The organism is Streptomyces sp. ME02-8801-2C (assembly GCF_033793965.1).
Classification (GTDB): domain Bacteria; phylum Actinomycetota; class Actinomycetes; order Streptomycetales; family Streptomycetaceae; genus Streptomyces.
The window spans coordinates 153,348-176,464 of the sequence record NZ_JARAXP010000007.1; the positions used below are offsets into that span (position 1 = coordinate 153,348).

Genomic DNA, 23,117 nt, shown 5'->3' on the forward strand with positions numbered 1-23,117 from the left:
GGAACCGACGTCATGAGCAACGCACTTGCCATCGCCCACGTCACCCAGGCCCTCGCCGCCCTGATCGAGAACAACCTCGGGCCGGAGTTCGACGCGGCCGTCACGGTCGAGACGCGCAAGCCGCCGACCGAGCCCTCCGGCGAACCGACCATCAACGTGTTCCTCTACCAGGTCACGCCCAACACCTCGCAGCGCAACAACGACCTGCCGACCCGCGCCGCCGACGGCACCCTGGTCAAGCGGCCCGCCGCCGCGCTGGACCTGCACTACCTGATCAGCGCGTACGGCGAGGAGAACGAACTGGTCGGACAGCGGCTGATCGGGTCCGTCGTCCGCACCCTGCACGAGATCCCCGTCCTGCCCAAGGACGTCATCGAACAGGCCGGTGAGAAGCCGTACCTGACGGGCAGTGACCTCCTGGAATCGGCCCAGCGCGTCCGGTTCACCCCGACGGTGATGGACGTCGACGAGACGTCGAAGCTCTGGGGAATGCTCTACCAGACGCCCTACTCGCTGTCGGTCGTCTACCAGGCCGCCCTCGTCTTCATCGAGGGCCGCGAGACACCCGTCCCGGCGAAGCCGGTCCAGCGGTCCGATGTACGCGTGCTGCCGTTCGGGGCGCCGGGGGCGCCGGTACCGGGTGGACGGGCGCTGCCCGTCAACCAGGCCGCGCGGAGCGGGAGTTCGGGGCAGGGAGCAGCCCCGGGCCCGGACCGGATCTCGCAGCCGACCCCTGAGCCCTCTTCCGAGCCGTCGTCCCGGCCCGCCGGGAAGGCGCTCGTGTCGAAGGCCGCCGCCAAGAAGACCGTGTCGAAGGCGCCGGCCCGTGCCCGCAAGGCCGCGCAGCCGGCCAAGGCGACGGAGGCGGATACGGGTGCGGGTACCGGCGCGGGCGCGAGCGCGGGTGGCAGGGCCGCGCGGGGCGCGACCAAGCGCACGCCGGCCACGCCCGACGGACCCGGGAACGGTGACACCACGAGCGGGGGCAGCTAGCACATGGGAAAGCGCGAGGGGACCAGTACGACGGGCACGCCCACGACAGGCCCGCATGCCGCCGGCACGCACACCAAGGGCCCGGTGACGCTCATGGCGGAGATCCGTCGCGTCCTGACCCGTGTCGACGCCCACGCGGCGCACGCCGGGCAGGGAACCGAGCCCGCCGGGCAGCCGGGGCCCGGCGACACGCCGCTGTCCGCCGGTCCCGCCACCGCGCCCCTCGACGCCCTGCTCGCCTGCTTCGGACTCACCCCCTTCGAACGGGACCTCGTACTCCTCACCGCCGCCCAGGAGTTGGAGGCGACCACCGCCGCCCGGTGCGCGGCGGCCAGCGGTGACCCGGAGCGGACGTACCCGACCTTCTCGCTCGCCCTGGCCGCGCTCGCCGAGCCGCACTGGAGCGCGCTCACCCCGGTCGCGCCGCTGCGCCGCTGGCGGATCGTCGAACTGGACGACGAGACACGGCTGACGACCTCCCGGCTCCGCCTCGATGAACGCATCCTGCACTTCCTCCTCGGCTCGCCCTACCTCGACGCCCGTCTGCACGGCCAGTTGCGCCGCGCGCCCGTGCCGGACCGGCTGCCCCACTCGTACGACCTGGCCGCGAGCCGCGTCGCCGCCGGCTGGACGAGCGGGCCGAGCCCGGACGCACCGCTGCTCGTCGAGGTGACCGGCGGCGATCTGCGCAGCCGGGCCGACATCGCCGCCGCCGCGGCGGCCCGCGCCGGGCTCGGGCTCTACTCGGTGAGCGCCGAGGACATCCCCGGCGAACCCGCCGAACGGGACCGCTTCGCCAGGCTCTGGCAGCGCGAGGCGATCCTGCTGCCCGCCGCGCTCCTCGTCGACGTGGGCGAACCGGACCGCGACCAGCGGGCGGCGACGGAGGCGTTCCTCGCCGGGGCCGCCGTACCCGTCGTCGTGTCCAGCGAGGACCCGTTGCGCACGGACCGCCCGCACGGCACCCGGGTGACCGTCCCCCGGCTGGACGACGAGGAGCAACTCGCCCTCTGGGCCGAAGCGTTCGACGACGTCACCGACCTCGGCGAGGGTGAACTGCGGTCCCTGGTCGCCCAGTTCCAGCTGCCCCCGCACGTGGTGCGTTCGGCGGCGGCAGTCGTACGGCGTGATCTGCCCGGCGAGGACGAGCTGGACGGCGCCCAACTCGCCTGGCGGGCCGGGCTCGACGAGGCGCGGATCGGCATGGACGAGCTGGGGCGGCGCATCGAACCGGAGGCCGGCTGGGACGACCTCGTGCTCCATGAGCGGCAGACGAGCGTGCTGCGCGAGATCGTCGCCCATGTGCGGCAACGCCCGACCGTCCACCAGGAGTGGGGATTCGCGGGCACGCTGCGGCGCGGCCTCGGCGTCACCGCGCTCTTCGCGGGCGGCTCCGGCACCGGCAAGACACTGGCCGCCGAGGTCATGGCGAAGGAACTCGGCCTCGACCTGTTCATCGTCGACCTCTCCCAGGTGGTCAGCAAGTACATCGGTGAGACCGAGAAGAACCTGCGCCGGGTCTTCGACGCCGCCGAACGCGGCGGCGCACTCCTCCTGTTCGATGAGGCCGACGCCCTCTTCGGCAAGCGCAGCGAGGTCAAGGACAGCCACGACCGGTACGCCAACCTGGAGGTCAGCTATCTGCTGATGCGCATGGAGGCCTACCGCGGCCTCGCCGTCCTCACCACCAACATGAAGAAGGCCCTGGACACCGCCTTCCTGCGGCGCATCCGCTTCGTCGTCGACTTCCCCTTCCCGGCGGAACACGAACGCGCCGAGATCTGGCGGCGGGTACTGCCCCCGCAGGCCCCGGTCAAGGACATCGACTCCGCGCTCCTCGCCCAACTCACCGTCGCGGGCGGCTCGATCCGCAACATCGCCCTGTCCGGCGCGTTCCTCGCCGCGGAGGAGGGAGACCGGCTCCAGATGCGGCACATGCTCGCGGCAGCCCGCACCGAGTACCTCAAGCTGGAACGCTCCCTGACGCCGACGGAGGTCCGCGGATGGGTGTGAACAGGGAGTGGCCGGGGACGGCGACGCCTTCGGCGATACGCGTCGACATCGGGGAACTGGTCCTTGACGGCTTCCGGGCCGACCCCGAGCGGGTGTCGGCCGCCTTCGAGAACGAACTCGCCCGCCTGGTACGGGAATCGGGCGTACCCCTCGCGGCGGACGGCACGGTGGGCCTCGACACGCTGACCGGGCTGCCGCCCCTGCCCGCAGGCCTGTCCGCCCGCCGCCTCGGCCAGGAACTGGCACGCGCCGTGCACCAGGGGCTGAGTGGGCAGGGGGAGGTGACCCGATGAGCGGCAACGCGCAGTCCCAGGACGCCCGTTCGGAGCAGTCGGCCGCAGAACAGCGCCGGCGCAAGCGCAAGGAACGGGGCGCCAAGTCCCGTACCCCGTCCGCGAAGGACATCGTCAGTGGCGCCGGACAGCCGCTCGACCCGGGCGTACGAAGGGAGTTGGAGGAACGCCTCGGTCACGACCTGAGCCGCGTACGCCTGCACACCGGCCGCGACGCCGACCGGCTGACCGAACTCCTCGGCGCGGACGCGGTCGCCGTCGGCCAGGACATCCTCTTCCGCGAGGGCGCCTACCGCCCGGGCACGGCGGACGGACAGCGCCTGCTCGCCCACGAGTTGCTGCACACCGTCCAGAACCCGCACGGACTGGGCGCGCTGCGGGCCGGGCGGGAACTGGGCGCGGTGAGTGTGCCGCAGCAGGCGATCGAGCGGGAGGCGGAGTCGGCGGCGCGGGAGCTCGTCCGGGGCGGCGAGAGCACGGTCGGGGCCGCGCCGGACACGGCGGGGGCGGTCGAGGAAGGGCAGGCGACGCCGGGGTGGCTGCGCTACGCCACCGTCGACGCCGACCGGATGCGGGCCGAGGCCGTCGACCCGGCGACCCTCGTGGACCGGCTCGCGGGCGGTGTACTGCGCTCACTGCGCGGCGACCCCACCGACGCCTCCGGCCGGGTCCGCCTGCAACTGGCCCGCATGTCGCAGGAGTTGGAGGACTCCGTCATCGAGCGGCTCGAGGACCGGCTGCTCACCCCGGAGTACGAACGACTCCTGGACCTCGCGGACCGGGCCGGCCCCGGCCCGGTCGAGCTGCAGCCCGCCGACGTACCGCTGCCCGAGATCGACCTCTTCGAGGAACTCGGGGTCGAACGCATCCACTGGCAGAAGAAGCAGACCTCCGACCGGGGATCCCGGGACCAGCGGGCCGCCGACGCCCGCGAGGAGCAGCGGGACGCCAGCGCCCGTGACGACAGGAGCGGCGACCGCAGCCGGGCACGCGCGGACGCGGCCACCGAGGACCAGGAGGCGGCCCGGCGCACCGAGCAGGAGGACGAGCGCAACGCCTCCCGGCAGCGGGCCGAGCAGGAGCAGCAGCAGGAGGACGAGAAGGCCGCCACCGACCGTGAGCGCACCGACGAGGCCGCTGACGAACGGGTCCAGGGGCAGCAGCAGGGGGTCGAGCAGGCCAAGGAGGAGCGCAAGGAACAGCGCGAACGCGAGGAGGCCGACCCCGAGCAGGCCAATGCCCCCGGAGCCGACAAGCGCGGGCGCAGGGACCAGCAGACCCAGCCGGCCGCCGGGTCCAGGCGGGAGCAGCTGGACCCGAGGCAGAAGGCCCAGCCCGGCCCCGTACGGCCGGAGAGGGTCGACGAGCGGGCCGAACAGCGGGACTCGGCGCTGTCCGAGCACGGGCTGAACGAGAACGACGAGGACGGGGGAGCGGACGGCGATCCGCGCGAGGAGGAACAGCCGCTCGGCCTCGAAGCGGGCGCCGACGGCGAGATCGCGGGCGGCGAGGCCGAGGCCGAACGGGCGCCGGACGCCGGACGCGAGCCCGTCATCAAACCCGAGGACCATCTGCCCGAGGCCGACCTCGACCTCTCCGCCGTACCGACCGCGGACCAGCTTCAGCCGGGCGCCGCCGAGCCCTCTCCGCCCACCTTCCCCACCCCGCCGCCGACCAGGGCGGAGAAAATCGAGCAGGAGCGGGAGAAGAACGAACAGGAGGCGGACGAGGAGGCCGTCGGTCCCGAGCCGAAGGCGCCCGGACAGGACGAGGGGCCCGTCGAGGGGGAGGCGCCGCAGCCCGAGGACGGACCCGCCGCACAGGCTCAGGACCGGGGAACCAAGGACCTGCAGGAGACGGGGAAGCCGCTCGAACAGGAGGTCGGTCCGGACCCCGCGACCGAGGACAGGGAACGGCCCGAACCCGAGGCCGAGAAGCCCGACCCGGAGCAGCAGCAGGAGCAGGAACAGGCAAAGGACGCCGAGGACGCCGATGACTCCGGGGAGGCCGGGGCCGGTGGTTCGGACGAACAACCCGACGCCAAGGACGCGCAGGACGAGAAGACCGAACGGCAGGAGCGTACGAGGACGGAGAGCCGGTCCGGTGCGGGCGCGGCGCCGGCCACGGCGAGCCCGGCCGCGGCCACCACAAGCATGCTGGCGTCCGCCGTGTCCCGGCCCGCCGGTGCGCAGACTCCGAGGACGTCCGTCGAGGACCGCGACCCCTCCCCGGCCGCCCGGCGCGAGGCCGAACCGCCCAAGCCCGAACGTGAGGCGCCCCGGGCCAAGAGCCGTATCCCCAAGGAGAGCGGTCCCGGAGCGGCGCCGCGTGGAGCGGTCGGCGGCGCGGAGCGGAGCGGGCCGACGACCGCCGCGGGGCCGGGTGCCGCGCCGTCCGCCGCGCAGGCCGCGGTCAGCCCGGCCGCCGAGCAGACCGATGCCCCCGGCCAGAGCGCGGACAGCGGCGGTCCGAGGCCCGAGGCCTCCCTGGAGAAGGACGGCGGAGGCTGCGCGCCCCCCGAGCCCGCCGCCGAGAAGGACGACGGCGGCGCGGGCAGTTGCGGGGGCGGCGGCGGGGCCGCGCCCGAGGAGAAGCAGGAGGAGCCGCCGGACGTCTCCGGGCAGGACCCCAAGTCCGCCGTACGGACCGTGGGCAAGCTGGCGCCCGACCAGGCGGCGGCCACCATGCCCGGGGTCGACGCGGCGGCGGACAAGAAGATCGGCGAGGAGCAGCAGCGGCTCGACGCCAACGCGCCCACCCGCGAACGCCCTTCGGGCGCGCCCGAGACGCGTTCGGCGCCGCCCGAGGCGGCCCCGGCCGCCGCTCAGGTCACCGGCAAGGTGGAGCGGCTCGGGCCGGCGGACCAGGGCGAGAAGCAGAAGGCCAAGGGCAGTGAGAAGGCCGCGGGAGCCAAGCCGACCGCTCCGCCGCCGCCCGCTCCCGCGGTGCCCGCAGAGGGGCTCAGCGATGCCGAGGCGCAGAGTGTGGAGGCGGCGGCCGACGCCGTGCCGACGCACGACCCCGCCCTGGACAACAAGACGGTCGGGCCCGCGCCGAAGATCCGTCTCGAGGGCGCCAGCGACCCGACCCGTACGGACGACCAGCAAAAAGCCCTGAAGGACAAGCAGTCCGACATCCAGCAGACCGGCCGCGACGACGCGGCGAAGTCCCTGGGCGAGGACCAGATCTTCCCCGACGCACCGCGGGAGCAGCTCACCGGCAAGGCCGCCGGTGGCAGTGGAGGTCGCGGCAAGGGCGGCGCCCTCAAGGCGCTGTCCAAGCCGAAGGCCGGGGTCGGAGCCGTCGCCAAGCAGGAGAAGGGCTCCGAGATCCAGGGCGCGGCCGGCCAGGCAGAAGGGGATCTGGCGGCCAAGGAGCAGGAGCGGAACCAGGGCGAACAGCAGGCCAAGCAGGAGAAGCAGGCCGAGATCGACCGCGAGGTCGCGCAGAACACCGAGAAGCAGACCGGCGAACGGGGCAGGGTCGCCCGGGAGACGCAGGCCCAGCGGGAGGACTGGCGGGCCGAGCAGGACAAGAAGATCGAGGACGCGGACCAGCAGTCCGAGGAAGAGCACGGCGCCAAGAACAAGGAGATCGTCAAGGCGCGCGACGACAAGGACAAGGAAGTCGCGGCGCGCAAGGACAAGGACAACGCGCAGATCGACACCGAGCGCGAGAACGCCGAGAAGGAGGCCGAGAAGAAGAAGGAGGAGGAGAAGCCGTCCGGCGGCTTCCTCGGCTGGGTCGCCGACAAGGTGGGCGACTTCTTCAAGGGCCTGCTCGAAGCGGTGACCAAGGTCTTCGAAGCCGCTCGTGCCCTGGTCAACGGCATCATCGACAAGTTCAAGGAGTGGGCCAACGCGGCGATCGACTTCGTCCGCGATCTGGCTGTCGCGGCGATCAACGCGCTCGCCGACGCGCTGATCGCGATCGGCGATGTGCTGCTGGCGGCCTTCCCGGAACTGCGCGACAGGTTCCGCAAGGCGATCGAAGGCCTGCGGGACGCGGCCATCGCCACGGTCAACCAGCTGGCGGACGGACTGAAGAAGGCCGTCAACTCGCTGCTGGACGCGTTGGCGGCGGGTCTGAACGCGCTGCTCGACGTCCTGGAAGCCGGGGTCAAGGCGGCCATCAAGGCCTTCCAGGCCATCATCGAGGGCGCGATCAAGTTCGCTCAGGCGGCGATCGAGGCGCTGGGCAAGTTCGCGGCCCTGGTGGCGGACATCGCCCCCGACCCGGGCGGCTGGATCTCGAAGGCGGGCAGCGCGGCCAAGACCGGCATCACGGACCATCTGTGGGGCGCCATCAAGGTGGGCGTGAAGCGGTGGTTCGACACCAAGGTCGAGGGCATCCTCGGCCTCGGCAAGGCGGTCATCAACGTCCTGGTCAAGGGCTGTGTCTCGCTCAAGCAGATCGGCAAGATGGCCTGGGACGCGATCATCGCGTCCCTGCCGATGATGATCGCGTCACTCGTCATCGAGAAGGTCGTCTCGATGATCGTGCCGGCGGCGGGCGCGATCCTCACGATCGTGCAGGGCCTGATGGCGGCCTGGCAGTCCATCAGCTCGATCCTGGCGGCCTTCTCGAAGTTCTGGGCGTACCTGAAGGCGGTGAAGGCGGGCCCGGCGGCGTGCCTGTTCGCGGAGGCGGTCGCGGCGGGGGTGGTGGCGCTTCTCGACTTCATCGCGAACTTCCTGATGATCAGGCTTGCTTCGGCGACGAAGGGGGTGGGCAAGCGGCTGAAGGCCATGTCCCAGAAGATCATGGACGGCCTGAAACGAACAGGCAAGGGCGCTAGGTCTGCGGCGGGCACGGCGGTCAACAAGGCACGTGGCGCACTGCGGAACGCGACCCAGAAGGTGCGTGAACCGGCGGCGGCACCGAGGCCGAAGGGGGCGCCTTCCCCGGGGCCGAAGACACCGGTCAAGCCGAAGGACCACGCGACTCCGAAGTCACCGGCGAAGCCGGACGCGACGCCGGTGAAGCCGAAGGACGGGGCGGCGGGGCCGGGCAAGGACAAGACCCCGGACCAGGGCCCGTTGAAGGACAGGACGCCTGACAGGGATCAGGGCCCGGCCAAGGAGAAGGACCAGTCTCCGTCGAAGGAAAGGACTCCCGAGCCTGCCGCCAAGAAGAAGAAAGAGATCGAGGGCCCGAAGCCGACCAAGCCCAAGAAGCCCAAGTCGCCGGCAGGCAAGGCCCTCGCGAAGGCCAAGGGCGCGGTCAAGTCCGCCTTGAAGAAGGTCGGCAACGCAGCGAAGACCCTCGGCAAGAAGCTGAAGAAGACCAAGGTCGGCAAGGCGCTGAAGAACGGCGCGTCGAAGCTGAGGGACGCCTTCAAGAAGAAGAGGGATCGGCTTCGGGATCACAAGAGGCAGCAGCAGGAGCAGAAGAGGCGCGATCAGGACCGGCGGAGGAAGGACGAGAAGTCCAAGGAGTCGAAGGAATCGCGGTTGCAGAAGATTCTTCACCGTATCCGCCCGGCGATCAGGCGAAAACTCGAAAACGGGATGTGGGATCCCGCTTTCCGGGCAATGCTCCAGGCAATGCGCAGGTGGTATCGGCTGACGGGTCTGGAATCGTTCGGCGATCCCGATATCGATATCCGGGCCACCCTCAACCCGCAGGGCAGCGCTGGGCAGGCCAGCCGTGACAAGCCGGACCCCGACGTCGGCCAACGCAAGGTACGTCTGAAGGGGAAGAAGAAACCGCCGCCACTGAACAAGGGTGACAAGGTCAAGCTTGCCCAGCACGGAATGGCCTGGCTGATCGGTGAAGTGACCGAGGTGGACCGGGAGGCGGAAAAGTTCGACTTTTACGGGCACGGCGCCAAGGGAGACAGTCGCTTCACCAACATTCCCTTCGAGAACGGACATCGTTGGAAGAGGTACAACGAGGGGGAGTCGTACAAGACAGGCGAGGCGTTCGAAAAGATTCGACATCTCAACGAGTGGCCAAATTTCAACGATGCCCGGCAGGTGCTGAACTATCGCAAGCATATCGAGTTCAAGAACCCCGCAGGCATGCAGTGGCATCACATACACGAGCAGAATGCGGGCGGCAGGCATTTCGTGAAGAACCTGGCACTCACGACCGTGGAGCTGAATCGGGACACCTTTAATCGATGGTTCACCAAGCCGCGTCGGGACCTCAATGGAATGAACGTGCGCGCATACTTGAAGGGGGTAAACGCATCAGAGGAACTGTACCGGGAGTGGGGACTGAAATGCATCAAGGAAAACGGACTCAAGATCGATTCCAGGAATCATAATAATCGTGGTATCTACCAGGAACTCGTCGGGAGGTGACGATGGTGAGGACGATCTATATTGCTGTCCTTGAAGAGGATGCTGGCGTCGATCTGCACTCCTTCTTGACCGGTTGCGGTGCCGAGCCGAGAAGTGATTTCGGTGAATGGCTTGTTCCTGTTGAATCAAAAGGCTCGGTCAAGGAAGAGCTTCGCCGCCGCGGTATTAAATTCCACCCTCGCTATGAATTCCTGGTGGAGTCGACCGATGAGGTCGGTGATCTGGCCGCCTATTTGGGGATCGAGGATCTGGCGACCGGCCGGGTCGAGTCGCCGGAGTCGACCTTGTTGAACGACACCGAAACGGGACAGTTGGTGGTCGGTCGAGGGCTGCTCGAACAATTGCTGAGTGTCACTTCCGGATTGCGGTGGAGTCGATATGAAGGCAGTGAAGAATTGTGGACTTTGGGGGAGGTGGGAACGCTCCCGGAGCCGATCTGTACGCCCCATGTATTCTCTGCTGTGCAAGGGGGGAATGGTCTTTGGATGGTCATGGATGACGGGCGGTCCATCCTCATGGGGGAGAGTCTGGAATATCTGCGAATTCATGGCATAGCGTTGGCGGCCGCGAAGATGGTGCGCGGAACTATTCTTCCGCACCCGCCGATTCCAGTATTCAGTGGCCGTGTTCTTGAGGTGCTCGACAGGGCTCGGGTGAAATTGGCCTTTCCGCCTCTCTACCTGGTTTCCGAACACTATGAAATTTCCCCATGGTAAACCTCGTGATTGGCTGCTCATGACCCGCTACCCCGACATCCCCAAACCCATCCGCTCCGGAATAGTCGTAGTCAACCCCGACACCGGCACCCCCCAACGCATCATCGTCCTCCAGTTCAACCCCGACACCCTGGAGCGCAGCGTCGCCCCCCAGACCGCCGGCGACAGCGCCGACTCCGGAGGTGGCGGTGGAACCGGTGGCGGGGACAAGAACGAAGCCCTTCGCCTCAAGGGGCCCGCCCAGGAGACCTGGAAGTTCACCGCCGAGATCGATGCCACCGACCAACTCGAGATCGCCGCCCCCGACGGCATCCACCCCCAACTCGCCACCCTCGAAATGCTCGTGCAGCCCACCACCGCCCAACTCCGCGCCGCCAGCCGTCTCGCACAGAGCGGGACCATCGAGATCAGCCCGATCGAGATGCCCTTGACCCTGTTCACCTGGGGGAGCAAACGCGTCATGCCCGTGCGGCTGACCGAACTCTCCGTCAACGAGTCCGCCTTCGACGTCAACCTCAATCCGATCCGGGCCTCCCTCGGCATCGGCATGAAGATCCTCACCGTCAGCGACCTGCCCGCCGGGCATCGCGGCGCCGACCTCTACATGGCCCACCTCGCGCAGAAGGAACAGCTCGCGGCCGCCGCCCGGGGCGGAAGCCTCGGGGCGCTCGGGCTCAGCGGCATCGGCGGAAGCGGCTTCGGCGGAAGCGGCGTCGGCGCGTTCAGCGGAAGGGGCTGAGGGAAACCACCATGGCCGACATCGAACCGTACGAGAACGCCCTGGACGCGATACCGGGAGCTCACCCCTACCCCCGCACCAGCCGCTACCACGACGCCGAGATCGGAATCCACCGGCAGGCCGACGGCACCGAAGTCCGTTACGTCAAACGCCGGTTGCTGCCCCCTCTCCACGACGACACGCACCCCCACACCGTCGGCGCCGGCGAGCGCCCCGACCTCCTCGCCCAGCGCTACTTCGGCGACCCCGCCCAGTGGTGGCAGATCGCGGACGCCAACCCTGTAATCGACCCCAGGGAGTTGACCGCCGAGGCCGGCCGGGTCATCGACGTACCGACCCTCGGCGGGCTGCCGCGAGGTGACCGGCGTGTTTGATCTGCCTGTGGGGCAGGGCCCCGTTCACATCACGCTCCTCATGGGGCCCAAGCTGGTCCAGCCCGTCCCCGCCGAGGTCACCCAGGCCCTGCTGTCCGCCCAGATCACCGCCACCGCGGGCGAACGCAGCGGATTCCAGCTGGCCTTCGACCTCACCAAGAACGGCATCATCAGCCGACGGCTCCTGCCCGAGGGCTACTTCGACCCCAAGACCCGCATCATCGTGACCGTCGCCGTCAAAGGCACCCCCGACGTACTGTTCGACGGCCTGATCGTCCGGCACGAGGTCGGTGCCAGCAACCAGCCCGGCCACTCCACCCTCACCCTCACCGGCGAGGACCTCACCCTCCTCCTCGACCTCGAGGAACGCACCGCCCGCTACCCCAACCTCCCGCCCTCCGAACGCGTCCTCGCCATCCTGCGCCGCTACTCCGACTACGGCATCCGGCCCGACGTCTACACGGAGAAGATCGCCCAGCCACCGCACCAGGACCTCCGCGTCCACTACCAGACCGGCACCGACCTCCAGTACGTCACCGAGCTCGCCCGCCTCAACGGCTACACCTTCTATCTGGAGCCCGGCCCCAACCCCGGCCAGTCCTCCGCCCGTTGGGGCCCCGAGGTGCGCCTCGGCATCCGCCAGCACGCCCTCAACGTCAACATGGACGCCAACTCCACCGTGGACCAGCTGACGTTCGCGTACGACGGGACGGCGCGCGAGGAGCCGCAGGCCCGCTGGCAGGACCCGGAGACCCGGGTCTCCACGCTGCTGCCCCAGCCGCCGATCAGCCCCCTGCGCCCACCGCTGGGCAAGCGGCCCACCCCGGCCCTCAAGCGCCGCGCCCTGTCCGGCACCGCCAAGCAGCAACGGGCGGAGGCCGAGGCGGAGTTGCTGGCCCGCGCCGCCGTCTCCGCCGACGTCGTCTCCGGCTCGGGCTCGCTCGACGTCAACCGGCACGGCTACATCCTCCAGCCCCGCCAGCTCGTCGGCGTACGCGGCTCGGGACGGGCGTACGACGGCGACTACTACGTCAAGTCCGTCACCCACAACCTGCGCCCGGGCTCGTACCAGCAGAACTTCACCCTCTCCCGGGAGGGACTGGAGGCGCTGAGCGACTACGTCCGGCCGTGACCCCAGACATCTCAACGGCAACAGTCCACACCCCAGGAGCAGTTCAGCATGGCGGCACCCAGCAATCGCTACCTCGGCAAGTTCCGCGGCCGGGTCGTCGACAACAACGACCCCCTGCGCATCGGCCGTCTCATCGTCGAGGTCCCGGACGTCCTCGGCGACGAGCCGTCGACGTGGGCGCTGCCCTGTCTGCCGTTCACCGGGCCCGAGTCCGGCCAGTTCGTGGTGCCGCAGAAGGACACCGGGGTGTGGGTCGAGTTCGAGCAGGGCGATCCCAGTTTCCCCATCTGGACCGGGTGTTGGTGGGGCACCGCCGACGAACTGCCGCCCGACGCGCGCCGCGAACTGGCCGCCGACGCGGCCAACAAGCCCGTTGTCGTGCAGACACCGCTCGCGCACAAGCTCGTCATGAACGACACGCCCGGCACCGAGCAGGGGATCCTCCTCCAGGCCCAGGGCGGCGCCTATATCCGCATCACCCAGGGAGTCATCGTCATCGCGAACGGCGCGGGTGCCGAGGTTCTGCTCAGTGGTGACCAAGTGACCATCAACGAGGGCCAGTTGACCGTGCTCTCAAAGCGATAGAAGACGGGGGACGAGGAACAGTGTCCGGGAGTCTGCTCGATGCGAGCGCCGTGATCGGCTGCCCGCACGGCGGTCGTGTCAGCGCCGCCACCACATCCACCGGCGGGGTACGGATCGCGGGTGCCGCCGTCGTCACGGCCGCGCACGCCCCGGTCGTCGTCACCGGCTGCCCGCACACCGTCGACGGGGTGCCCACGCCCTGCGTCTCGGTCCGCTGGGCCGGCGACAGTACGGGCGTCCTGGTCGACGGCGCGCCCGCGCTGCTCGACACCTCCGCGGCCCAGTGCTTCACGTCGGCCTCGGTCCCCCAGGGACCGCCCGTCGTCCAGGTCGCGCAGCGAAAGGTCATCGTCCGATGAGCCGCCCCACCAGTACCGGCGCGACAAGCCGGGCCACCCGCCCGCGCAGCGACATCGCCTTCCCCTTCCACGCCGACCGGCGTGGCCGCACCGCGCACGCGGGTCACGCCGAGCACGTCCACGACCTCATCGAGCAGCTCCTGTTCACCAGCCCCGGCGAGCGGGTGATACGCCCCGACTTCGGCTGCGGACTCCTCGACCTGGTCTTCGCGCCCAGCAGCCCGGAGCTGATCAGCACCCTCGAACTCTCCGTGCAGGCCTCGCTGCAGCGCTGGCTCGGCGACCTCATCGACGTACTGGCCCTCGATGTGATCGGCGAGGACAACGTCGTCCGCGTCCATCTCTCGTACGCCGTACGCGCCACCGGCGCCCGCCGAGACGACGTCTTCGAAGGGCGGGCCGCCGTATGAGCACCAACGACACCAGCGGCACCGGCAGCATCGCCGCTCCCCGCCGCGCCAAGGTAAGGGCCGCCCAACTCAACGGAGTTGACGCCGTCGAGGTCAGTGACGACGGGCTGCTGCTCACCGTCACCTTCCTCGGCAAGGCCCCGCACGGCCTCTGTCCCGAGAACATCCGGATCGACGGCGGCCGACGCACAACCGGCATCACCGCCGTCGATGTGAGCGTCGAGCGCGAGGACGACCCGGAGCTCGACGACCGGCTGTACGTCACCCTCGACAAGGCGGGCGACACCTCCCGCTACCGGCTCTCCCTCGTCGAGACCGACCCCTACGACCGCCCGGGCACCCAGCCCTACAGGGGCTTCGACCAGCGCTACCACAGCGCCTTCTTCTCCTTCCGGCCCGATCGCCCAACTCCCTTCGACTTCAAGGAAGATGAGAGCCAGGGCGGCTCACAGGCCGCCTTTCCGGACGCGCCCGTCGTCGACTACACCGCCCGCGACTACGACACGATCCGCAAGCTCCTCCTCGACCGGCTCGCGCTCACCACCCCCGACTGGGTGGAACGCAACCCCGCCGACCTGGGCATGGCCCTCGTCGAACTCCTCGCGTACACCGGCGACCAGATCAGCTACCAGCAGGACGCCGTCGCCACCGAGGCCTACCTCGACACCGCCCGCCGCCGCGTCTCCGTACGCCGGCACGTCCGGCTCATCGACTACGCGATGCACGACGGCTGCACGGCCCGCGCGTACGTCACCGTCGAGACCGCCGGTGACCACACGCTCGCCCCCGGCACGTTCCGCTTCGCCTCGGTCGACGTGCGCACCCTCGACCCGCACGACCGGCCCGAGCCGGGCACCGTCGTCGACGACCACGAACTCGCCGACCTCGACGAGCGGGGCTCGGTGGAGGTCTTCGAACCGGTCCTGGCCACCGACGCGTTGGAGCTGCGGGTCGCCCACAACGCGATCCGGCTGTGGACCTGGGGCGGCGAGGTGAACGCCCTGCCGAAGGGCGCCACCGCCGCGACCCTGCGGGACGAGTGGCAGGACCCCGAGACCTGCGGGGACCGGCAACTCGGCCTCAGGGCAGGGGATTTGCTGGTCCTGGAGGAGGTGAAGGGCCCGCGCACCGGCACCCCCGGCGACGCGGACCCCGCCCATCGCCAGGCCGTCCGCCTCACCTCCGTCACCCCCGCCCTCGACCGCATCGAGGACCAGCCGGTCCTGGAGGTCACCTGGGCGGCCGAGGACGCCCTGCGCTTCCCGCTGTGCCTCAGCACCCGCGGCGGACGTGACTGCCTGCCCGTCCACGACGTCACCCTGGCCCGCGGCAACGTCGTCCTCGTCGACCACGGCCGCTCCCTGCCGGGCGAGGGACTTCCCGAGACGTTCACCGTGCCGCCCGTTCCCGCCGTCGTCGCCGCGTGCGGCCCTCCCGCCTTCGGCTGCGCCGACCGCACCGAGGGCAACACGCCCGCCCGCCTCGTCAACTCCCTCGCGGACCAGGCGGAGAACGGAGAGGCGCTGACGCCCGACGACGTCCGCGAACTGTTCGACGTACTCGGCGAAGCCGCCACCAACCGTGCCGGACTCGGTCTGGAACGCGCCGGGCAGCGTCACGAACGTGTGGTGCCCGGCACCGCGTATGCCCAGGCCGCCGCCCTGCGCACCCTGCTCGCACAGTCCGTCCACCCCGGCATCGCACCCCGCTTCCGGCCGGTCCTGGGGCGGGCCCCCATCGTCCAGGCGGTACCGTTCCCCGACCCGGTGACCGTCTCCGCCGGCCAGGCCGAGCGGATCGCCGCCATCCCCGAACGCGTACGGCAGCGGCTCGTCGAACTGTGGCGCAGCGCCCGCGACCGCGACGGCCTCGACGAGCACGAGATCGCCGAACTCGCCGTCGTGTACGGCCTGAAGCTGCTGGAGCGGTTCGAGCTGCGCCGCCATCCGGTACGCGCACTGCGCGAACTCCTGTTCCGCAACGACGAGTTGCTCGACGGCAAGCTGCGCCGCATCGAGATCCTCACGGCCCGGGCCCGCGCCGGAACCGTCCTCGACGGGCACATCGCCTGGGAGATCGCGCACAGTTGGGGCCCGGCATACGCGGCCGGACTGCACCCGGACGAGCCCGCACTGCGCGGCTCCGCGACCGCCGCCCTCACCCAGGACCCACGCCGCGCCCTGCCCTCCGTACACCTGCGGGAACAGACCGACGACCACACCTGGCAACCGCGCCGCGACCTGCTCTCCAGCGGTTCCAGGGACCGGCACTTCGTCGGTGAACTGGAGGACGACGGACGGCTCGCACTCCGCTTCGGCGACGGGACGCACGGCGCCCGTCCCGTCCCGGGGACCCGCCTGGCCGCCCGCTACCGCCTCGGCGGCGGCAGCGCCGGCAATGTGGGCGCCGAGGCCATCAACCACCTGATCGTCAACTACCAGGAAACGCACGGGAACGGCGAGTCACCGCCCGTCGCCGTCGTCCGCAACCCGCTGCCCGCCACCGGCGGCACCGAACCCGAACCCATCGACCAGGTACGCCAGTTGGCCCCCCTCGACCTGCGCCGCACCCGCCTGCGCGCGGTCACCGCCGACGACTACGCGGCCCTCGCCACCGCCCTCCCCGGCGTCCAGCGCGCCGCCGCCGAGATCCGCTGGACCGGCAGCACCCAGGAGGCCCACCTCGCGATCGACGCGTACGGGACCGGCGCACCCCCGCCCGAGTTGCTCACCTCGGTCGCCCAGGCCCTGGAGGTGTACCGGCGCATCGGCCACGACCTCGTCGTAGGCGCCGCCCGGCACGTACCGCTGGATCTCGCGCTGACCGTGTGCGCAGCCCCCGGCCACCAACACGGGCAGATCCTCGCCGAGTTGTACCGCGTACTCGGCACCGGCCGACTGCCCGACGGGCGGCTCGGCTTCTTCCACCCGGACGCCCTGACCTTCGGCGAACCGGTACGGCTCAGCCGCCTGGTGGCCGTCGCCGCCGCCGTACCCGGGGTGGAGAGCGTCCAAGTCACCAGACTGCGACGGCTGTTCGAACAGGACCGAGGAGAGAGGGAGGACGGCGTGCTGCGGCTCGGCCCGCTGGAGATCGCGACCTGCGACAACGACCCGGACCGGCCGGAGAACGGCCTCCTGGCGATTTCCCTGACGCCTGTTGGAGGTGCCCGATGACCACCGGCATACCCGTCCAGGGCGGCGACTTCGGCGACGACTGCGGCTGCGGCTGCGGCGGTGCCTGCCGAACCGGCCATGACGAGCGCCTCGCCCCGGCCCCGCTCCACAACCCGCCCGGCCGCACCGCCCTCGACTACCGCGTCGGCGAGTACGGCGACTTCCGGGCGGCCCTCCTCGACCGGCTCGCCTCACCCGCGTACCCGGCCCTCGAGGGCCTCACCGTCCGCACCCCGGACGACCCGGCGATCGGCCTGCTCGACGCCACCGCCGTCCTCGGCGACCTGCTCACCTTCCACTCCGAGCGGATCGCCGACGAGGCCTACGTCCGTACGGCCAACGAGCACCGCTCACTCGTCCTGCTCGGACGGCTCGTCGGCCACCGGCCGCGCCCCGGGGTCGCCGCAGCCACCCATCTCGCGTACACCCTCGAACGCGACCCGCGCGCCGAGACGCTGCCCGTGCTGATCCCGCGCGGGGCGCGCAGCAACAGCGTGCCGGCGTCCGCCGACGAACAGTCGCAGACCTTCGAGACGAGCCGTGATCTGACGGCCCGCTGGGACTGGAACGAGCTGCAGGTCCGTCGTCGGCGTCCTTCGTTGCTCACCCCGCAGGATCTACAGAGCCGCTCCCAGATCTTCGTCGAAGGCACCGCGAACTCGCTGCGCGTCGGCGACCAGCTGCTCTTCGTCTTCGGTGAACAGGGGGGCGGTGACCGCAAGTTGCTGCCCGTCGCCCGGGCGCGCATCGACCGGGACGACGACGTCACGGCGATCTCGCTGCCCAGGTCGGCGCCGCCCACCCTCAGGGAACTCGTCGACGAGGTCCGGCTCTGGACGGCGGAACCCGAGACCCCGGGGGAGCCCGGTGACGAGCCGCCGACTCCGGAGGTCCCCAATCCGCGTCCGGTGAGTCGGCTGATCGAGGACTTCGACGATCAGGTGCTTGCGCCGCTCCGGGCGGATCTGGATGGCGTGTGGACGCCGGAGCGGTTCGCTGCGCGGCTTGCCGAGCCTGTCGCGCGGCTTGGGGAGGCGCAGGTTCTGGCTACGCCGTACGAGGATGTTTCGGCCTGGTTCGCGCAGTTGGAGGCCGTGCTTGGTGAACTCGGTGCGCGGGCACTTGAGTTGGCGCCGGTGCAGAGCGCCGAGGAGGGTGCCGCGGTAGGTGATGTTGCGAGTGCTGCGCCTCGGGGGCTTGTCGCGCAGTTCCCCGCGCCCCTGGAGGGCGATTCTCGTACCGCTGCTTTTCAGGCACTGGCCGCTGTTCTGCCCGCTTTGCGGACCCAGACGCCGGCCGTTCCCGGCCGAACAGGTGCCCGACGGCCCGGGGGTGATGCCGCTCGGCTGCTGTCCGCCCTCAATCCCGGGCTCGGGAGCCTCTATCCGGCCTGGCGGACCGCCGCTCCCGGTACGACACCCCAGTTGCTGCGTGAGCTGCTCGCGATGCGCGTCACCACGGCGCCCTTCGGTGCGGCCGCACCGCTCAAGCCGGTCCAGGACGAGCGGGGGCGGGTCATCCGTACCGCCGACTGGCCGCTCACCGGCGCCGCCCTCACCAGCATGCGCGTCGTCTACGACACGGCGGGCAAGGTCCCGGTCAGGGCCGAGTTCCAGTACGTCGAGGGCAGCAGCTCCGACCAGCGGGCCGAGAACGTGCCCGTCCCGCAGTTCGTCACGTTCCCGCTGGGCGCCGGGCAGGTCGACCTGTCCGTACGGGCGGGCCAGGACCGCGACCTGAACTGGCTCACCCGGCGCCCCGCCGACTCCCAGGAACCCGGGGTCACTGCCCGGCTGCACTCGGGGCTGCCCGAGCGCACGCTGTTCGTGTCGCGGCCCGACGACGAGGGACTCGTGCACGTCGGCATCCACAACGGGACCACCCACGAGATCTCCCTGCGGCCGGGCGTCACCGAGCAGTTCACGCACGGGGACTACGAGGTGAGCCTGCGCTACACGCTGGGCTCCGCCGAGCCCAACGTCGAAGTGGTCATCGCGAGCAAACCGCAGGCAGTCAACCGCCGTCTCCTCCAGCTCGAAGCCGTCCACACCGGCATCACGGTCGGCAGCTGGGTCGCGATCCTGCGCCCCGCCAAGGGAGTTCAGGGAAAGATCCCCGGCGACCCGAAACTCGCCTTCGTCACCACCCAGGTGGTCGCCGCCCGTACGGCCGCCTACACCAACTACGGGATCACCGGCCGGGGCACCGAACTCACCCTCGCCGACCCATGGTTGGACGAGTTCGACGTCCTGCTTTCGCACATCCGCGACACCACCGTGCACGCGGCCGGCGAACCCCTGCGCCTCGCCGACGAACCCCTCGGCGAGGACGTGCACGGCAACGAGATCCAACTCGCCCTGCTGTACGACGGGTTGCGGCCAGGCCGCACCCTGATCGTCACCGGCGAACGCACCGACATCCCCGGCACGGCAGGCGTCCAGGCCACCGAGGTCGTCACCCTCGCCGCCGCCGACCCGGCCGTCGATCCCCGGCTGCCCGGCGACCACGTCCACACCAGGCTCACCCTGACCGCCGACCTCGCCCACCGCTACCGCCGGGACACGGTCCGCGTCCTCGGCAACGTCGTCGAGGCGACACACGGCGAAAGCCGTGACGAGGCCATCGGCAGCGGCGACTCCGACCGCGTCAACCAGACCTTCGCGCTCTGGCAGTCCCCGCTCACCTGGCTCTCCGACGACAACCCCCTCGGCGCCACACCAGTGCTGGAGCTCCGCGTCGACGGCCTGCGCTGGCACGAGGTCGACAGCCTCGCCGGGCGCGGCCCCCGCGACCGGGTCTACATCACCGGCACCACCTCCGACGGCCGTACGACGGTGACCTTCGGCGACGGCGTCAACGGCGCCCGGCTGCCCACCGGCCACGAGAACGTTCGCGCCCGCTACCGCTTCGGCACCGGCAGGGCCGCCAACACCGCCGCGAGCCGGATCACCCAGCCCCTCACCCGGCCGCTCGGCGTCAGCCAGGTCACCAACCCCCGCCCCGCCACCGGCGGTTCGGACGCGGACGGACCCGGACTGACCCGCAGTACCGTCCCGCTCGCCGTATCGGCCCTGGACCGACTGGTGTCCGACACCGACTACGAGGACTTCACCCGCTCCCGAGCCGGCATCGGCCGCGCGGTCGCCCGCGAACTCTTCGACGGGCGAAGGCGGTTGCTGCACGTCACCATCGCGGGAACGGACGACGTACCGATCGCCGAGGACTCCGAGACCCTGCGCGCCCTGCGCGGTGCCCTCACCGAGTACGGCGACCCGAACCTCCCCGTCCGCGTCGACGTCCGTGAACTCGTCCTCCTGCTCGTCGCCGCCAGGGTCAAGGTCGCCCCCGACCACGCCTGGGAACTCGTCGAACCTCGCCTGCGTCAGGCACTTCTTCGGCGACTCGGCTTCGAGGGACGGGAGTTGGGCCGCCCGGCCCGCCTCTCCGAGGTCCTCGCCACGGCCCACACCGTGCCCGGCGTCGACTACATCGACGTCGACGTCTTCACCGGCGTCCCCGCCTCCGCCACCCCCGGCCGGCTCACCGAGCTGCTCGCCCACCCGGGCACGCCGAGGCCCTCGGTACCGGCGCACCCGGCGACGTACGAGGAGCGGACGCACACGGTACGGAACGCGGACGGCGAGACGCTGTCCTCGGTCTGCGCCCGCCACGGTGTCCCGCTCGCCGAACTCCTGCGCCTCAACCCCGACATCACCGACACCCGGCGCCTCGCCAAGGGCCGCACGGTGTACGTCTTCCGCGGCATCCGCCCCGCCCAGCTCGCCCTGCTGTCCCCGCGCGCCGCGGACACCCTGATACTCACGGAGGTCAAGTGATGGCCGCGCACCCGCCGGATGTCCGGTTCGAGAGCACCACCCAGGGCAGTGCCCGGCAGCCCGACGGCCTCGCCGCCCTCCTGCCCCGCTGGCATCTGCTGCGCGACGCCGAGGAGGGCGAACCGCTGCGCGCGCTCCTCGCGGTGATCGCCGAGCAGCTCGACCGCGTACGCGACGGCGTCGAGCAGGGCTACGAGGACCTGTTCGTCGAGACGGCGGCCCCCTGGGTGCTCCCGTACCTCGGTGACCTGGTCGGCTACCGCACGCTCCCCGGCTACGAGCGCGTCCTCACCACCGGCCTGCACGACGGGGGCCGGGCCGCGCTCGCCGAGGCGATCGCCCCGCGCGCCGACGTGGCCGCCACCGTCGCGAACCGCCGCCGCAAGGGCACCCTGCACCTCCTCGAGGAGATCTCCGAACAGGTCGCCGACTGGCCCGCGCGCGCCGTCGAACTGTCGCGCCTGGTCGCCCACAACCAGTCGGTGAAGCTCCACCGGGACACCGGAAGGGGCCGGCTCCTCGACCTGCGCGACAGCTCCGGGCTCGCCCTGGCCGGCGGCCCCTTCGAGACGGCGGCCCGCACGGTCGACGTCCGCAACGCCAACTCCCGCCGCAGGCAGGGCGGTCGGACCCCCGCCGGAGTCGGTCTCTTCGTCTGGCGGCTCAAGGCGTACTCGCTGACCCGTTCCCCGGCGTACTGCGTGGACCGCGCCCGCAACCTCTACACCTTCTCGATCCTCGGCAACGACAGCCCCCTGGTCACCAAGCCGGTCCCGGAATCGTCCCCCGCCCACCTGGCCGCCGTCGACAACCTGCCGGCGTTCATCACCCGCCGCCTCCTCCACGACCGCCTCGCCGACTACTACGGCCCCGGCAAGAGCTTCGTGATCCGGCGCGACGGCGAGGACAAGCCCGTACCCCCGTCGGACATCGTGGTCACCGACCTGTCCGACTGGCGCTACCGTCCGAAGCGCGGCCAGGTCGCCGTCGACCCCGAGCTGGGCCGGATCGCGTTCGGCGCCCGCTCCGCACCCAGGCAGGGTGTCTGGGTCGACCACCACTACGCGTTCGGCGCCGACATGGGCGGCGGCGAGTACGAGCGGGCCGACCGCGAGGACCGCCCCGACGCCACCTTCTACCGGGTCGGCCCCGGACAGCCGTACCGCCAGATCATGGACGCCTACCGCGCCTGGCAGCACGACCGCAGGGCGGACCGCACCGGCCCCGAGGGCATCATCGAGATCACCCACAGCGGCGCCTACCAGGAGCAGCTGGACTTCGACCTCGACCCCGGCGACCGCCTCGAACTCCGCGCCGCCGAAGGCACCCGCCCGGTGATCCGCCTCCTCGACTGGTACAGCAACCGCCCCGACGCCCTCAACATCCGTGCCGTGGGGGACGACTGCGCCCCGCACGAGCGGCCCCGGATCACCCTCGACGGACTCCTCGTCGCCGGCCGGGGCATCAATGTCACCGGCCCGATGGGCGCGGTCGTCCTGCGGCACTCCACGCTCGTCCCCGGCTGGTCGCTGCAGCCGGAGTGCGACCCGCACTCGCCCGACGAACCGAGCATCGTCCTCGAACGCACCACCGCCTGCCTGCAGATCGAGCACAGCGTCCTCGGCACCATCGAGGTCATCGGCGACGAGGTGAGCGAGGACCCCCTCGACATCCACCTCCGCGACAGCGTCCTCGACGCCACCGACGACACCCGAGAGGCCCTCTCCGCCCCCGACTGCCGTCACGCGCACGCCGTACTGCACCTCCACCGCACCACCGTCATCGGCGAGATCCACACCCACGCGGTACGCATCGCCGAGAACTCCGTCTTCACCGGCCGGCTGCACGTGGCCCGCCGCGGCATCGGCTGCCTGCGCCACTCGTACGTCGCCACCGGGTCGCGTACCCCGCGCAGGTACCGCTGCCAGCCGGACCTGGCCGGTCCCGAACAGGCCTCCCGCGTAAGGCCGTTGTTCGCCTCCCAGCGCTACGGGACGCCCTGGTACGGGCAGTTGGCCGACCGGACGGCCGAGGAGATCCGGCGCGGGGCGGACGACGGAGCCGAACTCGGCGCCTTCCACGACCTGTACCGCCCACAGCGCGAGGACGGCCTGCGCGCCCGGCTCGCCGAGTACACACCAGCCGGAACGGACGCGGGGATCTTCTTCGTGACCTGACCCGCC

General features: G+C 70.9%; 14 protein-coding genes. All 14 read left to right on the forward strand.

What is annotated here, in order from left to right; genetic code table 11:
* Nucleotides 1-12: 12 nt before the first annotated feature.
* Complete coding sequence (locus PV396_RS23665; protein WP_319207652.1) at nt 13-993, forward strand: DUF4255 domain-containing protein; 981 nt, start codon at nt 13-15, stop codon at nt 991-993.
* A 93-nt stretch (nt 994-1,086) separates the two neighbouring features.
* Entirely contained in the window at nt 1,087-3,006 is a 1,920-nt protein-coding gene (locus PV396_RS23670; protein WP_319208414.1) for an ATP-binding protein, read from the forward strand.
* A complete protein-coding gene (locus PV396_RS23675; RefSeq protein ID WP_319207655.1) occupies nt 2,997-3,299 on the forward strand; it encodes a hypothetical protein in 303 nt (100 codons plus the stop codon). The genes PV396_RS23670 and PV396_RS23675 overlap by 10 nt, the downstream gene beginning before the upstream one ends.
* The gene (locus PV396_RS23680; protein ID WP_319207657.1) at nt 3,296-9,607 is read left to right on the forward strand and encodes an eCIS core domain-containing protein; all 6,312 of its coding nucleotides are present in this window, start codon (nt 3,296-3,298) and stop codon (nt 9,605-9,607) included. Before PV396_RS23675 ends, PV396_RS23680 begins: the two co-directional genes overlap by 4 nt.
* A 2-nt stretch (nt 9,608-9,609) precedes the next feature.
* On the forward strand, nt 9,610-10,323 hold the full coding sequence (locus PV396_RS23685) for a hypothetical protein (protein WP_319207659.1): 714 nt from the start codon (nt 9,610-9,612) through the stop codon (nt 10,321-10,323).
* Between the two features lie 19 nt (nt 10,324-10,342).
* On the forward strand, nt 10,343-11,062 hold the full coding sequence (locus PV396_RS23690) for a hypothetical protein (protein ID WP_319207661.1): 720 nt from the start codon (nt 10,343-10,345) through the stop codon (nt 11,060-11,062).
* 11 nt (nt 11,063-11,073) lie between these two features.
* A complete protein-coding gene (locus PV396_RS23695; protein WP_319207664.1) occupies nt 11,074-11,436 on the forward strand; it encodes a hypothetical protein in 363 nt (120 codons plus the stop codon).
* Complete coding sequence (locus PV396_RS23700) at nt 11,429-12,568, forward strand: hypothetical protein (protein WP_319207666.1); 1,140 nt, start codon at nt 11,429-11,431, stop codon at nt 12,566-12,568. The genes PV396_RS23695 and PV396_RS23700 overlap by 8 nt, the downstream gene beginning before the upstream one ends.
* A 48-nt stretch (nt 12,569-12,616) precedes the next feature.
* Entirely contained in the window at nt 12,617-13,153 is a 537-nt protein-coding gene (locus tag PV396_RS23705) for a phage baseplate assembly protein V (protein ID WP_319207669.1), read from the forward strand.
* A gap of 20 nt (nt 13,154-13,173) precedes the next feature.
* Nucleotides 13,174-13,512 carry a hypothetical protein gene (locus PV396_RS23710; protein WP_319207670.1) on the forward strand — a complete coding sequence of 113 codons (339 nt, stop codon included), beginning with the start codon at nt 13,174-13,176 and terminating at the stop codon, nt 13,510-13,512.
* Complete coding sequence (locus tag PV396_RS23715) at nt 13,509-13,922, forward strand: GPW/gp25 family protein (protein WP_319207671.1); 414 nt, start codon at nt 13,509-13,511, stop codon at nt 13,920-13,922. The genes PV396_RS23710 and PV396_RS23715 overlap by 4 nt, the downstream gene beginning before the upstream one ends.
* Nucleotides 13,919-17,098: a putative baseplate assembly protein gene (locus PV396_RS23720; RefSeq protein ID WP_319207672.1), complete on the forward strand. Its 3,180-nt coding sequence runs from the start codon at nt 13,919-13,921 to the stop codon at nt 17,096-17,098. Before PV396_RS23715 ends, PV396_RS23720 begins: the two co-directional genes overlap by 4 nt.
* The gene (locus tag PV396_RS23725) at nt 17,095-20,934 is read left to right on the forward strand and encodes a putative baseplate assembly protein (protein WP_319207674.1); all 3,840 of its coding nucleotides are present in this window, start codon (nt 17,095-17,097) and stop codon (nt 20,932-20,934) included. The genes PV396_RS23720 and PV396_RS23725 overlap by 4 nt, the downstream gene beginning before the upstream one ends.
* On the forward strand, nt 20,934-23,111 hold the full coding sequence (locus PV396_RS23730; RefSeq protein ID WP_319207677.1) for a hypothetical protein: 2,178 nt from the start codon (nt 20,934-20,936) through the stop codon (nt 23,109-23,111). The genes PV396_RS23725 and PV396_RS23730 overlap by 1 nt, the downstream gene beginning before the upstream one ends.
* The last annotated feature ends 6 nt before the right edge of the window (nt 23,112-23,117 follow it).

Coding starts and splice junctions, on each gene's coding strand:
- PV396_RS23695 (WP_319207664.1), top strand. CDS start 11,074: ATGGCCGACATCGAACCGTACGAGAACGCCCTGGACGCGATACCGGGA.
- PV396_RS23705 (WP_319207669.1), top strand. CDS start 12,617: ATGGCGGCACCCAGCAATCGCTACCTCGGCAAGTTCCGCGGCCGGGTC.
- PV396_RS23725 (WP_319207674.1), top strand. CDS start 17,095: ATGACCACCGGCATACCCGTCCAGGGCGGCGACTTCGGCGACGACTGC.
- PV396_RS23690 (WP_319207661.1), top strand. CDS start 10,343: ATGACCCGCTACCCCGACATCCCCAAACCCATCCGCTCCGGAATAGTC.
- PV396_RS23665 (WP_319207652.1), top strand. CDS start 13: ATGAGCAACGCACTTGCCATCGCCCACGTCACCCAGGCCCTCGCCGCC.
- PV396_RS23685 (WP_319207659.1), top strand. CDS start 9,610: ATGGTGAGGACGATCTATATTGCTGTCCTTGAAGAGGATGCTGGCGTC.
- PV396_RS23720 (WP_319207672.1), top strand. CDS start 13,919: ATGAGCACCAACGACACCAGCGGCACCGGCAGCATCGCCGCTCCCCGC.
- PV396_RS23715 (WP_319207671.1), top strand. CDS start 13,509: ATGAGCCGCCCCACCAGTACCGGCGCGACAAGCCGGGCCACCCGCCCG.
- PV396_RS23730 (WP_319207677.1), top strand. CDS start 20,934: ATGGCCGCGCACCCGCCGGATGTCCGGTTCGAGAGCACCACCCAGGGC.
- PV396_RS23680 (WP_319207657.1), top strand. CDS start 3,296: ATGAGCGGCAACGCGCAGTCCCAGGACGCCCGTTCGGAGCAGTCGGCC.
- PV396_RS23675 (WP_319207655.1), top strand. CDS start 2,997: ATGGGTGTGAACAGGGAGTGGCCGGGGACGGCGACGCCTTCGGCGATA.
- PV396_RS23670 (WP_319208414.1), top strand. CDS start 1,087: ATGGCGGAGATCCGTCGCGTCCTGACCCGTGTCGACGCCCACGCGGCG.